The organism is Rhizobium sp. Root483D2 (genome assembly GCF_001426685.1).
Taxonomy (GTDB): domain Bacteria; phylum Pseudomonadota; class Alphaproteobacteria; order Rhizobiales; family Rhizobiaceae; genus Pararhizobium; species Pararhizobium qamdonense.
This window is the reverse complement of the sequence record NZ_LMFB01000004.1, coordinates 41032-53537: the sequence shown is the minus strand read 5'-3', so window position 1 is coordinate 53537 and position 12506 is coordinate 41032. Positions and strand designations below refer to the sequence as shown.

Below are 12506 nucleotides of genomic sequence, written 5' to 3'. Positions count from 1 at the left end.
GGCTCTGATCCTGTTATGAAATTTGCGCTTGCGGAAGGGGTTGGCAAAGACCGGTCAAGGCTTCGTTAACCATGTGCGTTCCAAATTCGATAAAATTTTAAATGACACGACAACGGGCGATTTTTGCCACAATCAGGGGTCAAATAATGGGCACAACAAAATTGAATGAATCACTGAAGAGGGCAAGACAGATGCGTTTCATCGTTGCTACGTTGATGGCCGCAGCCGGTTTCTTTTCACCGCTTGCCGCGTTCGCCGAAAGTGCAGATGTCGAAGCCGTGATCACCGGCGTCGATACGGACAAGCTGAGCCTGTCGCTGGACGACGGCAAGAATTACCAGGCGCCAGAGGAATTCAATTTCGATGGCCTCAAAGCGGGCGTCAAGGTTCTGGTGTTCTACACCGAGGTTGACGGCAAGCGAGTCATCAACGATCTGGAAATCGTGCAGTAAGATTAAAGGCCGATGAAGCGCCAAGGATTGGCGCTATCGATCCTCAATACAAGATTGCATTCGCAGCACCGGTACAGTGCCGCAGACTGGTGATAAACAAAGGTATTATCTAACAATCCTGCAGGTCACTGGGGAATTTGAGCGGGTTGCANNGGGGATCCAGCCAGCTCAAGTCCTTGAGCTGAAAGAGTCTTTTGACCCGACGGACGTCGGGTCGCTGGATCCCCGCCACAAGGACGAGGATGACGGAGAGTGAGGTATCGTTCTCGTCAAACAAGCTTATTCAGTGGCAGCAGTCTGGTACCACCGGTTCAGTGTTGCTCAGTCGGTTTGGGTTCAGAGCCAGCCGATCGTGCCGTTCTCAATTTTCAAAATCCGGTCCTGAGGGATGGCGCCAAGCGCTGCCTCTTCCGCGTCCATCGCACCGCATATCTTGAACAATGTGCGGATGACGCCGCCATGGCTGACGCAGACGGTTGGGCCCGAAACGCTGGAAAGCCAGGCGCCGACCCGCCATGACAGGATCTCATAGCTTTCGGCATCCGCTCCCGGCGGGATGAAATCCCATTTCGACAATTCCCGCTCGGCGACACGCTCGGGCATGTCCCGCTCGAGTTCGGCCATTGTATAGCCTTCCCAATCCCCGAAGGAGACTTCCTTCAAGCGGTCGTCCATCCGGTATCCGGAGCGGGCAAGGCCTATGGCTTCGCGAATGAGTTCCATGGTCTCGCGGGTGCGGTGAAGCGGACTGGCGACGAAGTCGAATGTGTTCGCCTCCTGTCCCAGAAGATCGAGAAGGGCGCGGCCATTGCCGCTCGCCTGCCGCCTGCCGGTATCGTTGAGCGGTATGTCCTTCTGTCCCTGCATGCGGATTTGCGCATTCCAGTCGGTCTGGCCGTGGCGGATCATGTAAATGGTCACGGAGAAACTCCGGGAGAGGGGTCCTTGAGACCCAAGGCAGGAGCCGGGGCGGCTTTTCTGCAGCAGCCCCGGAATGCTTTCGTCTGCGTGTCAGTCCTTGACGACGGCGATATCCGGCGCATCGACCGCCTTCATGCCGACGACATGATAGCCGCTATCGGCATGATGGACCTCGCCGGTCACCGAGCGTGACAGGTCCGACAGCATGTAGAGGCCGACATCGCCGACTTCCTCGATGGTGACGGTGCGGCGCAGCGGTGCATTATATTCGTTCCACTTGAGAATATAGCGGAAGTCGCCGATGCCGGAGGCGGCAAGCGTCTTGATCGGGCCGGCCGAGATCGCGTTGACGCGGATGTTCTTCGGGCCGAGATCGACGGCAAGATATTTGACGCTGGCTTCGAGCGCCGCCTTTGCAACGCCCATGACGTTGTAGTTCGGCATCACCTTTTCGGCGCCGTAATAGGTCATGGTCAGCATCGAGCCGCCATCGGTCATCAGCTTTTCGGCGCGCCGCGCAACGGCGGTGAAGGAATAGACCGAGATGTTCATCGTCAGGGCGAAGTTGGCAGCCGACGTGTCGACATAGCGGCCGGTGAGTTCGTCCTTGTCGGAAAAGCCGATGGCGTGAACGAGGAAGTCGATCTTGCCCCAGGTCTTTTCCAGATGTTCGAAGACGGCGTCGATGGTGGTCTCGTCGCTGACGTCACAATGCCCGGCGAGAACCGCACCGAGTTCCTCGGCCAGCGGCTCGACCCGCTTCTTCAGTGCATCGCCCTGATAGGTGAATGCCAGTTCGCCGCCCTGCGCGTGAATTGCCTTGGCAATGCCCCATGCGATCGACCGGTTGTTCGCGACCCCCATGATGAGGCCGCGTTTGCCCTTCATCAGACCGGATGTTTGCGACATGATGTTATGCCCCCAATAAAGCCTATGCTTTCATCAGCCAGGCCTGTGCCGGCTGGAAATGCGCATATGTTGAACTTGCCGGAGCCCTCGCGCCCCTTGCGGTCGCGTCGGCTCTGAATTTTTCGAGCATTGGCTATGACATAGCCGTCCCGGTGGTTCAAGCGCGGGGGAGATCAGGAACTGTTAGTCCCCGTAATATTGGGTCAGTAGCCGGAAAGGCCGCCGTCATCCCAGGATTTTGTCGCAAAACCGTTACAGGAACAGGCCGTTGCGCAGGCTGCGCATCAGGTCGGTTACCTTTTCATCCGGCTTTTCCCACAGCATCAGCCGCAGTTCCACCAGAAGGTCGCCACGTCTGCCCTCAGCTGCCGGCAGGCCATGGCCCTCCAGCCTGATCACGTGGTCGGAGCCCGACCAGGCTGGAATGGTGACGCTGACCGGGCCGGTCAGGGTTTCGACCGTCATATCGCAGCCAAGGATTGCGTCCTGGATATTGACGGGAAGGGTGGTGCGCAGGTCCGTACCGTCGGTGCGGAAGCGGCCATCCTCAAGCACGCGCACCGCAACGACGACATCGCCGCGCTGCATGCCGTTCAGCCGGTAGCCCATTTCCTTGAGGCGCACGACGCTGCCATCGGTGGTGCCCAGGGGCAGGGCGACCTTCAGGGTCTTGCCGTCGGGCAGCGTTGCCACAGGCTTTTCCCGGCGGAAAATGTCCTCGATCGAAACCGTGACGTCGCAGAAAATATCCGGCACCTTTTCAAGCGCGGGTTTGCTTGCCGCACCCCGGATCCGCCGCACGATGGCCGAAACCAGGTCTGCGGCCGGTGCCGCCGCGCGCGGAAAGCCGCCGAAGATCGGCATCTTGTCCGCTGGTTCGGCCTTTGCTTCGGTGCCGGTCTCCAGTTCTGCCTCTGCCCTTTGTTCGGGCTTAGGTTCGGCTTTGGGTTCGGGCCTCGCCTCGGACTTCGGTTCGGCTCTTTGTTGCGGCTTCGCGTCCGGCTTTGCCTTTGGTGTGGCGGCCTGCGATCCGGCTGCCGGCTTGCGGTCTTCGCGGCGGGCGTTCTCGGCCTTTGCCCGGTCGTCGGCGCCGAAGATGCGCGAGATCATGTCTTCGGCGGTTTCCGGATCGATGGTCTCTTCCTCTGGTCCGCGCGCCTTGCGCTTCATGTCTTCCATGCGGCGCAGTTCGGCCTCGCGGCGGGCATAGTCGTAGCGGTTGCGCAGTTTCGGGTCCTTCAGCACCTCATAGGCGCGGCCGGCCTCGGCAAAGCGCTGCGTGGCGAGCGGATCGTCCTTGTTCTGGTCGGGATGCACGGCTTTCGCCACGGAGCGCCAGGCGGCCTTGATCTCGTCGGGTCCGGCATTGCGTCTGACGCCGAGCACTGAATAGGGATCACGCATGCCTGTCACCGCCCTTGAAGACCGAGGCCGCATGTTGCGGTTCGCTTCAGCCTGTTGAAACAATCGGGAAGCCGCGCCGGCGGCTTTGTCCCTTTTGCGGTGATGATGTAAAGCGGCTGCTTAAATTCCGGTTAGCTGCGGGCGCCCGCCGGTTGTGTAAATCGCCCTCCACCGCGCCTTTGTTGCAGCGTGGTTAACGGGCGGTATCGGCAAAGGATCAGCTGCGCGGGCCAAAACTGGTCAGATACCATTCGCCATTGCCCAGAAGGCAGGTGTTACCGTCGAATTTGGCGATGCCCTGATAGGAATGACGCGTGGTGGTAAAGCGGCGGCAGGTGGTGCCGTTGACCTGTTCCTCGGCGATGCTGCTGATCACGCCGGCGCTGCCCGAGCTGGAATTCGCCCAGGGAATGGGATTTCCGGACATGCGGGTCACATCGGCCGATGACACGGCGTTTCTGACAGTGACGGCATCGGAATTGTCTTCGTCACTGCGCACAGCCGGAACTGAGCTTGTCGAAACGGTCCTGTCGACATCCGGCGTTCCGGAGAAGTCAAGGCCGCCGAGGCATCCCGAAAGGCTGGTCGCAGTCAGGCACAGTGCGGCAATCCCGCCCAACCGGGATAAAACCTTTCTGTCCTCGATCCACTTTGCTATGTCTTGCAATGGCATACCTGTCAGACTGGAAAGAGCGGCTTCAAGGTCCGGAGACGCAACGTGCGAGCTCTGACATTTTTTGTTCGGCGGGCGAAACGGTGTCGCGCCACACATTACGGCATTGGATGGCAATATGAGTGAGACTGGGTTAACAACTGGTGACTTCACGCAAGAGAATGAGCCCTTTTCCCTTTTTGGCACATGGCTGAAAGAGGCGCAGGCCGCAGAAATCAACGATCCCAATGCCTTGGCGCTGGCGACGGTGGACGGCGATGGCCTGCCGGATGTGCGCATGGTGCTGTTGAAGGATTTCGACGAGCGCGGCTTCGTGTTCTACACCAATTTCGAAAGCCAGAAAGGGCAGGAAATCCTCGGCAATATGAAGGCGGCAATGTGTTTTCATTGGAAAACTTTGCGCCGCCAGGTCCGGGTGCGCGGCCCTGTCGAGATCGTCAGCTCCCAGGAGGCCGACGAATATTACAAGACGCGGGCGCGCGGCAGCCGCATCGGTGCCTGGGCTTCCAAGCAATCGCGGCCGCTCGAAAGCCGGTTCGCGCTGGAAAAGGCGGTTGCCGAATATACGCTGAAATACGCCATCGGCGATATTCCGCGCCCCGACCACTGGTCGGGTTTCCGCATCAAGCCGACCTCGATCGAGTTCTGGAAGGACGGCGCTTTCCGCCTGCACGACCGCATCGAATTCCGCCGCGACGAGGCGGAAGGCGACTGGAACAAGGTGCGGATGTATCCCTGACGAAATAGGAAGGGTCTCAGCGCGCGCCCATCAGTTTGAAGGCAATGCCGGAAGCAAGCGCGCTGACATAACGCGCCTTCTGGAAATGGCCGTTCAGCGATATGCGCGGCAGGGCCGTCATGCCGGCGGTCCCCGGCAGGGTTCCCGGCTGCGTGGTCACTGCGGTCGTAAATCCCAGCGACGCCGCCAGCTTGTGGTCGCGCGCAGAAACGGCGCTGGCAAAGCCATAGGGATAGGCAAGCGATGCCGGCCGGTTTCCGGTGATCATTTCCACCCTGCGGGCTGAATGCTCCATTTCCATGCCGGCCGTCTCTTCGCTCAGGCGCGTCACCGAGCGATGGCTGATCGTATGCGCCCCAAGGCTGGCGAGCGGATTGTCAGTGAGACGTTTGAGCCCTGTTTCGTCCAGCGTCAGGGCAGCGGTTATTCCCATGGGATCGATGCCAAACGCCTGCGCTGTCTGGTTGAGACGGGTGATCGCCGTGGCCTCATCGATGGCGTGAAGAAAGGCCGCAAACCGGTCGAATACGGCCTGTTTCTCACGCAGCGTGCCAAGCGTGACAGTCTCCTCGCCTGCGCCAAAATCGAACGTCAGGCTGGATTGCCCCTCCAGCAGATCGGCAAGCGTTTCCCACCAGAGCGTGTGCGTGCGATCGATAAACCCGCCTGCAACAAATACGGTGAAGGGCACGCCGTGCCGGGAGAATACCGGCGCGGCATAGTCTAGATTGTTGCGGTAGCCATCATCCAGCGTGAAGACCGCAACGGGCTGGGGATCACCGGACGCAAGATGGGCGGGCAGGGCATCAAGCGCGATGAACCGGTAGCCATCGCGCTTCAACGTCACGAATGCCGTTTCCAGAAATTCCGGCGTGATCTCCAGATGGGCGTTGGGATCGAAGGCGCGCGGCTGTTTCGGGCGCACATGATGCAGTGTGAAGATCGCGCCGCGCCCGCGCGCCTGCCGCATGGCACCACAGGCTTGCAACACGAATGCAGCGTTCAGGCCAACGGTAATGGCCGAGCGTTTGACAGCCTGTCGCAGCATGGATTTCAAGCGTGGTCCCCAGTCGAAATGAACAGCGCAACATTAACGGCGGCGGCGTTAACACCGCCTGAACGCTGCCACATGTGGTTTTCGCACAAATAAAAAAGGCGGACCGCTTTCGCAGTCCGCCTTCGATACTGTTTCAGTCCAGACTGTTAACGGGCCAGACTGTTAACGGGCAAGCACGCCATCAACTTCGTCGCGTTGGCGGCCACCCAGTGCCGCACCGACCGCAGCGACAAAGCCGCCGATCAGCAGGGACAAGGCACCGAACAGGGCAACCGATGCACTGGTCTTGCGTGCCGTTTCGGCTGCTTCGGTCGCGGCAACCTTTGCATCGTCGATGCTTTTCAGGACGCCATCAACGCGGGCCTTGGCATCGGCTTCGGAAAGACCGGTGCGCGAGGCCACGAGCTGGTCGAGATAGGTGCGGTCGCCCGCAGACATTTCGCCATTCGCAGCGCTGTTGATGAGGATGCGCGACACCTGTCCTGCCGTATCGTCGGCAGAGCCTGCAGCTGCAGGCGACGGGGCTGTCGGACGCAGCAGGTTATCGACAAAGTAAGATGTCGCATTGCTGCCCGCATCCGAAGACGCGGCCGCTGCACCCGCTGCCGTTGCACCGGCGGTCACCGTTGCAGTCGCCTGCACACCAGCGCCGACCGTGGCAGAAATGGCCGAACCCAGAGCACCAGCAACGATCAATGTGGCCAGTGCCCAGGCGAGCACGCCATGCGCCGTATCGCGAAAGAACACTTCGTCACGGTTGACGCCTGTCCATCTCGTCCGCAGACGTCCGGCAATATAGCCGCCGAAACCGGCAGACGCCCATTGCACGATGATCAGCCAGATCGCCGTGGTGATGGCGAAGGTGGTCAGGGATGCGCCTTCGGATGAAAAGGGTGACGCCATGCTCAGTCCGATGCCGGATCCGAGCAGCGACAGAACGACCGTGATTGCAGAAGCCGCCACGGCGCCTGCGATAATTGCACCCCAGCTGACAGCGGAATCCGATGATTCGATGGTGGTGCCGGCTGGCACCGTTGAGACCGGGATTGTCATCGCGCCACCTATCGGAAGAAGAGGGCGAGAAGGATAATAATGGGGATCGGAACCCCCAGCAGCCAAAGTAGAATTCCGCGTCCCATGATGTCTCTCCTTGCAATGAACCGGCCGCTTTTTCAAACGGTTATGCGGCGTGCCCGAATAACGCGGCGAGGGGCGTTTGGTTCCCGCGACAACTGAACCTTGCAGCAAATGAACAGGATTGCCGCCCGGAGCCTTGGTGGAAGCCTGTTGGCTGGCGGCTTTGGTCCCGCCCGGACGGTGTCCGTGTTAAATCTTCGTTTACCAGCCGGACAAAAGTTGTGCCGTATAAACGCAATCGGCCGCAAAGTTGCAGCAAAGACACGGCTCTGTCTCCCTATGACGCACGGCGCCTGCTTGCCGGTGCGATTGAGGGGGACCGGCATGATGACCTTCCGCTGCCTGCTTTTGGCAATATTGACATTCGCGCTTGCGCCGTCCGTGGCCTTGGCCGGCAGTGCCGCAATCATCATCGATGCCCGCACCGGCAAGGTGCTGTCCTCGGAAAATCCAGACACGCTCAATCATCCGGCCTCGCTCACCAAGATGATGTCGCTCTATCTTGCTTTCGAGGCGCTTCATCGCGGCACGATCGATTGGGATAGCACGATCAAGGTGTCGAAGACGGCGGCGGCCAAGCCGCCGATGCGGCTGGGGCTGAAGGCCGGGATGAAACTGACGGTGCGCGAGGCAGTGCTGGGCATGATCGTGCGCTCGGGCAACGATGCTGCGGCCGCCATGGCGGAAAAGCTCGGCGGCACGGAAGCGAGATTTGCCCAGATGATGACGAAAAAGGCGCGCCAGCTCGGCATGAGCCGCACCGTCTTCATCAATGCCTCCGGCTTGCCGGCCTCGGCCCAGGTGACCACGGCGCGCGACATGTCCACGCTTGCCATCGCGCTGATGCGGGATTTCCCAAGGGAATACAGGCTGTTTGCGACGCAGAGCTTCATGTTTCGCGGCCGCAAGGTGCGTGGCCATAACAATCTGATGTATCGCTATGACGGCATGGACGGGATCAAGACCGGCTATACCAATGCCTCCGGCTTCAACCTGGTCAGCGCCGTGCGCCATGGCAACCGGCGTGTGGTCGGCGTGGTGCTCGGCGGCCGCACGGCAAAAAGCCGCGACAACAAGATGGCAGCCCTTCTCGACCGTCATCTGGGCAAGGCGTCGAACGCAGGCAGCCGCGCGCTGCTCGCTGCGGCCAAGACCGGTGGCGCGGTCGAGGTGGCAGCGCTCGGTGCGTCCGATGTCCCATTGCCCTTTGCCGCCCCCAAGCGCCGGGGCGGCGACGCCGTTGCCGCACTGATCGCCTCGTCGCACGCGACAATCCCGGCCGAGCGCCCGGCCGTCATGGACGAGTTGGAAAAGACGGCGGATATCTTGCCCGCCGGTGCCTGGCAGATCCAGATTTCAGCGGCACCGACGCAGGAAGCCGCGCGGGCACTTTTGGCGCAGGCACGCTCCGTTGCCGGCCATACGCTGAAATCAGCCTCACCCTATACGGAAGCCGTCGGCCAAGGGGCCGGCACCATCTACCGCGCCCGGTTCGTCGGGTTCGACAGCCGCGACGAGGCGGATGCCGCCTGCAACTGGCTGAAGCAGCACTCCTACGACTGCATGCTGCTGCCGTCACGCGGCTGACGGGGAGGGGCTTGGCAACTGGTGAGCCCGGCCGTCGTTGCTGCCGGTCTCTCCAAAATGCGGCCTTTCTTCAATCAGGCCTGCGTGCCGCCAACGGTCATTTCGTTCATGCGCAGATGCGGCTGGCCGACGCCGACGGGGACCCATTGGCCGCCCTTGCCGCAATTGCCCATGCCGGTATCGAGCTTCATATCGTTTCCGATCATGGTGATCCGCTGCATGGCGTCCGGGCCATTGCCGATCAGCATCGCGCCCTTGACGGGCGCGCCGATCTTGCCGTTGTCGATCAGATAGGCCTCGGTGCAGCCGAAGACGAACTTGCCCGAGGTGATATCCACCTGGCCGCCGCCGAAGGAAACCGCATAGATACCCTTCTTGACGGAGGCGATGATCTCGTCCGGGCTCTTGTCGCCGCCAAGCATATAGGTGTTGGTCATGCGCGGCATCGGCACATGCGCGTAGGATTCGCGCCGCCCGTTGCCGGTCGCCTTCATGCCCATCAGCCGGGCGTTCTGGCGGTCCTGCATATAGCCAACCAGCTTGCCGTCGTCGATCAGCACGTTATAGGCGGATGGTGTGCCCTCGTCATCGATGGTGAGCGAGCCGCGGCGGCTTTCGATCGTGCCGTCATCGACCACGGTAACGCCCTTGGCCGCCACCTGTTGACCGAGCAGCCCGGCAAAAGCCGATGTCTTCTTGCGGTTGAAATCGCCCTCCAGGCCATGGCCGACCGCTTCATGCAGCATGACGCCCGGCCAGCCGGAGGACAAAACCACATCCATGGTTCCGGCCGGTGCGTCGATGGCGTCCAGATTGACCAGCGCCTGGCGCAGCGCTTCGTCGGCGCCACTCTGCCAATTGCCGGCAGCAATGAAATCGCCAAAGCCGCGACGGCCGCCGACGCCGTAGGAGCCGGCTTCCTGCCGGTCACCGTCGCCCACCACGACGGAGATGTTGAGGCGCGTCATCGGCCGGATATCATGCATGCGCTCGCCATCGGCGCGCAGGATATCGACCACCTGCCAGCTGGCAGCGATCGAGGCCGTCACCTGGCGGACCTTCGGGTCTTTGGCACGCAGATAGGCATCGATCTCCTGCAGCAGCCTAACCTTGGCCTCGAAGCTCGGCTCGCCGATCGGGTTCTCGTCGCCATAGAGTTTCTTGTTGGTGCGCTGGGGTGCTGCCGCATAAGTGCCGGAATAACCCCGCGTCACGGCGCCGACCGCATCGGCAGCCCGTTTCAAAGCCGACAGCGAAAGATCGCCCGCATGCGCATAGCCAACAGCTTCGCCGGCAACCGCCCGCAGGCCAAATCCCTGATCGGTGTTGAAGCTGCCACCTTTCAGACGGCCATTGTCGAAGGATAGCGATTCCGACTGGCTATGCTCGATGAACAGCTCGCCATCATCGGCGCCCGCCAAGGTCTGCGCCAGCACGTCGCGAATGGCAGCCTCGTCGCTGTCGAACAGTTTGATGAGATCGGTGTTCATGGGCGAGGGGCTCCATATGCAGAGGGGGACCCTGCTTATCTAGGGACCCGTAAGAGAAGGGGCAAGCACAGATGTGGAGACGCTACCGCCGTGATGCATTGGTTTGCCATTTTTGCAAAAAAGCGGGCGGCTCCTCTTCTCCCCAGCGGGGAGAAGGTGGCGCGTCGCGCCGGATGAGGGGGAGCCTCACAGACAGTCCGTGCCCTTGGCCCCCTCATCGCCTCACTGCGTTCGGCACTTCTCCCCGCTGGGGAGAAGAGAAAAAGAAACTGCTTACGGCAGTGCGTCGTAGCCTTCGCCGAACCCCTTCAGGTCAACCGGAATACCGATGCCTTCTTCCGGAGACTGGAAGACGATGAAGGTTGCCTGGGCGCCGGAGCGGAAGGTTTTCAGGAGTTCGTCTTCCAGAACCACTTCGGCATAGCAGCCGTCGGAGAAGCAGCGGACGAAATAGGCGCGGCCGATATCCTTGCCATCGACATTGAGGCCAAGCCCGTTCGGCAAGAGAACGCCGAGCGGAGCAAGCACGCGCAGGATCTTCGCCTTGCGGTCCGCCGTCTTCAGGACGACGACCGAAAGGCCCACCTCGGGACGGTCCTCGGCAATGACATTCTGCATCAGCGCGCATTGTTCGGCGGTTGCGCCGGCCGGCTGGTCGCAGACGATCGACCACGCACCATGGTTTGATTTCACGGTGCCGGGTGTACCTGGCTGTTGTGCTCCGGGCTGTTGGGCCGCTGCCGTATAGGAAAAGAGTGTGGCAGCAAGTCCGAACGCCGCGATCGGCAGCCGGGAAAGGAGGGACAGGCCCATGAAAACCTCAAACTTAAGAATCAGTCTGGCTATTCTTGAAGCGCGTAGCCGCAAATGAAAAGCCCCGCGCGGTACATTCCAGCCCGGTGTGGCGGAAATGGGGCTCCTGGACCGGTCTAAATGGTCCGGTTTTAGCGAAACGCCGCTTTATTAGGCTGCGGATGGAGTGCCGGTCGTTCCTTATATATGCTATAGGGGCGATAAGACTGGCGTGAAAGACTGGCATGGCGCGCGTGCTGTATGGAGCCGCTGCCGGTAACGGTGGGCGCCGCATGGCTGAACAGTTTGTGTGAAAAGCACAGTTTGCGCAAAATGCCGCATGGGCTTGAATGGACAGATGTTGCGGCGTTCATCAAACTGTGGTTTGAAGCGCTTCAGTATGGCTAAGGATTCTGCGTTACGGTTTGATCCTGATCAAGCGCCCAGGGAGACACTATAGTGAAAAACAAGGCTTTTGCAGTTTTGGCATCGATTGCCTGTCTGCTCTTCGCTTCGAATGCTTTGGCTGACAAGCCGGTCGCATGGCAGACCAACTTTCAGACCGCAGCAACCGGGATCATGGAAGAAATTACGTGGTTCGAGCATTACACGCTCTGGTTCATCATTCCGATCACGCTTTTCGTCCTGGCGCTCCTGGTCTGGATCGTGATCCGGTTCCGCGAAAGCAAGAACCCGGTTCCCTCCAAGACCAGCCATAACACGGCGATCGAGATCGTCTGGACGCTGGGTCCGGTGGTCATCCTCCTGTTCCTGGCCATTCCCTCTTTCCAGCTTTTGACCGCGCAGCTGACGCCGCCGGAAAATCCGGATATCACGCTGAAGGCGACAGGCAACCAGTGGTACTGGTCCTATGAATATGAAATCGGCGAAAGCCCGCTCTCCTTCGACAGCTTGATGATGAAGGAAGAAGACCGCGCCTCGCTCGGCAAGGAAGACAAGCACGAATATCCGCGTCTTCTGGCCGTCGATAACGAAGTCGTCGTTCCCGTCGGCAAGACCGTTCGCGTTCTGGTCACCGCAGCCGACGTCATCCACGCCTTCGCCATGCCGGCTTTCGGCGTGAAGATCGACGCCGTTCCCGGCCGTCTCAATGAAACCTGGTTCAAGGCCGAGCGCGAAGGTCTCTACTACGGCCAGTGTTCCGAGCTCTGCGGCAAGGATCACGCCTATATGCCGATCGCCATCCGTGTGGTCAGCGAAGACAAGTACAACACTTGGCTTGCTGCCGCCGCCACCAATGTTGGTGAAGCGAACAAGGCACTCATGGCTTCCATCGACGGCGCGGCCAAGACCGTAGACGTCGCTGAAAACGCCGCACAGTAAT

General features: G+C 60.6%; 12 protein-coding genes. 4 read left to right on the top strand and 8 right to left on the bottom strand.

The features are described 5' to 3' along the window. The first annotated feature begins 191 nt into the window (after positions 1-191). The gene (locus tag ASD32_RS03035) at positions 192-452 is read left to right on the top strand and encodes a DUF1344 domain-containing protein (protein ID WP_060636427.1); all 261 of its coding nucleotides are present in this window, start codon (positions 192-194) and stop codon (positions 450-452) included. 336 nt (positions 453-788) lie between these two features. On the opposite strand, the gene ASD32_RS03025 is transcribed toward ASD32_RS03035, so the two are convergent. From ASD32_RS03025 to ASD32_RS03010, 4 genes are all read right to left on the bottom strand, one after another. Continuing rightward, on the bottom strand, positions 789-1373 hold the full coding sequence (locus ASD32_RS03025; protein ID WP_060636425.1) for a histidine phosphatase family protein: 585 nt from the start codon (positions 1371-1373) through the stop codon (positions 789-791). A 90-nt stretch (positions 1374-1463) separates the two neighbouring features. Next, on the bottom strand, positions 1464-2282 hold the full coding sequence (gene fabI, locus ASD32_RS03020; RefSeq protein WP_060636424.1) for an enoyl-ACP reductase FabI: 819 nt from the start codon (positions 2280-2282) through the stop codon (positions 1464-1466). Positions 2283-2534: 252 nt separating this feature from the next. Beyond that, positions 2535-3686, bottom strand: a complete 1152-nt coding sequence (locus ASD32_RS03015) for a DnaJ C-terminal domain-containing protein (protein ID WP_060636423.1) — start codon at positions 3684-3686, stop codon at positions 2535-2537. Positions 3687-3903: 217 nt separating this feature from the next. Beyond that, positions 3904-4353 (bottom strand): RT0821/Lpp0805 family surface protein, encoded by a 450-nt coding sequence (locus ASD32_RS03010; protein ID WP_060636529.1) that lies wholly within the window; start codon positions 4351-4353, stop codon positions 3904-3906. 124 nt (positions 4354-4477) lie between these two features. On the opposite strand from ASD32_RS03010, the gene pdxH reads away from it, so the two are divergent. Beyond that, the gene (pdxH, locus tag ASD32_RS03005) at positions 4478-5098 is read left to right on the top strand and encodes a pyridoxamine 5'-phosphate oxidase (RefSeq protein ID WP_060636528.1); all 621 of its coding nucleotides are present in this window, start codon (positions 4478-4480) and stop codon (positions 5096-5098) included. Between the two features lie 16 nt (positions 5099-5114). Here the strand turns inward: pdxH and ASD32_RS03000 are convergent, their stop codons facing one another. Beyond that, the gene (locus tag ASD32_RS03000; protein ID WP_082546619.1) at positions 5115-6146 is read right to left on the bottom strand and encodes a polysaccharide deacetylase family protein; all 1032 of its coding nucleotides are present in this window, start codon (positions 6144-6146) and stop codon (positions 5115-5117) included. A 171-nt stretch (positions 6147-6317) separates the two neighbouring features. Further along, on the bottom strand, positions 6318-7208 hold the full coding sequence (locus tag ASD32_RS02995) for a hypothetical protein (RefSeq protein ID WP_060636421.1): 891 nt from the start codon (positions 7206-7208) through the stop codon (positions 6318-6320). 408 nt (positions 7209-7616) lie between these two features. Between ASD32_RS02995 and ASD32_RS02990 the strand changes: the two genes are divergently transcribed. After that, positions 7617-8879 carry a D-alanyl-D-alanine carboxypeptidase family protein gene (locus ASD32_RS02990; protein ID WP_244490085.1) on the top strand — a complete coding sequence of 421 codons (1263 nt, stop codon included), beginning with the start codon at positions 7617-7619 and terminating at the stop codon, positions 8877-8879. A 74-nt stretch (positions 8880-8953) separates the two neighbouring features. Here the strand turns inward: ASD32_RS02990 and tldD are convergent, their stop codons facing one another. Then, positions 8954-10369, bottom strand: coding sequence for a metalloprotease TldD (gene tldD, locus ASD32_RS02985; protein ID WP_060636420.1), 1416 nt, complete (start codon positions 10367-10369; stop codon positions 8954-8956). Positions 10370-10642: 273 nt separating this feature from the next. Further along, positions 10643-11182 carry an invasion associated locus B family protein gene (locus ASD32_RS02980; protein WP_060636419.1) on the bottom strand — a complete coding sequence of 180 codons (540 nt, stop codon included), beginning with the start codon at positions 11180-11182 and terminating at the stop codon, positions 10643-10645. Between the two features lie 438 nt (positions 11183-11620). On the opposite strand from ASD32_RS02980, the gene coxB reads away from it, so the two are divergent. Further along, positions 11621-12505, top strand: coding sequence for a cytochrome c oxidase subunit II (coxB, locus tag ASD32_RS02975; protein WP_060636418.1), 885 nt, complete (start codon positions 11621-11623; stop codon positions 12503-12505). Position 12506: the final 1 nt, after the last annotated feature.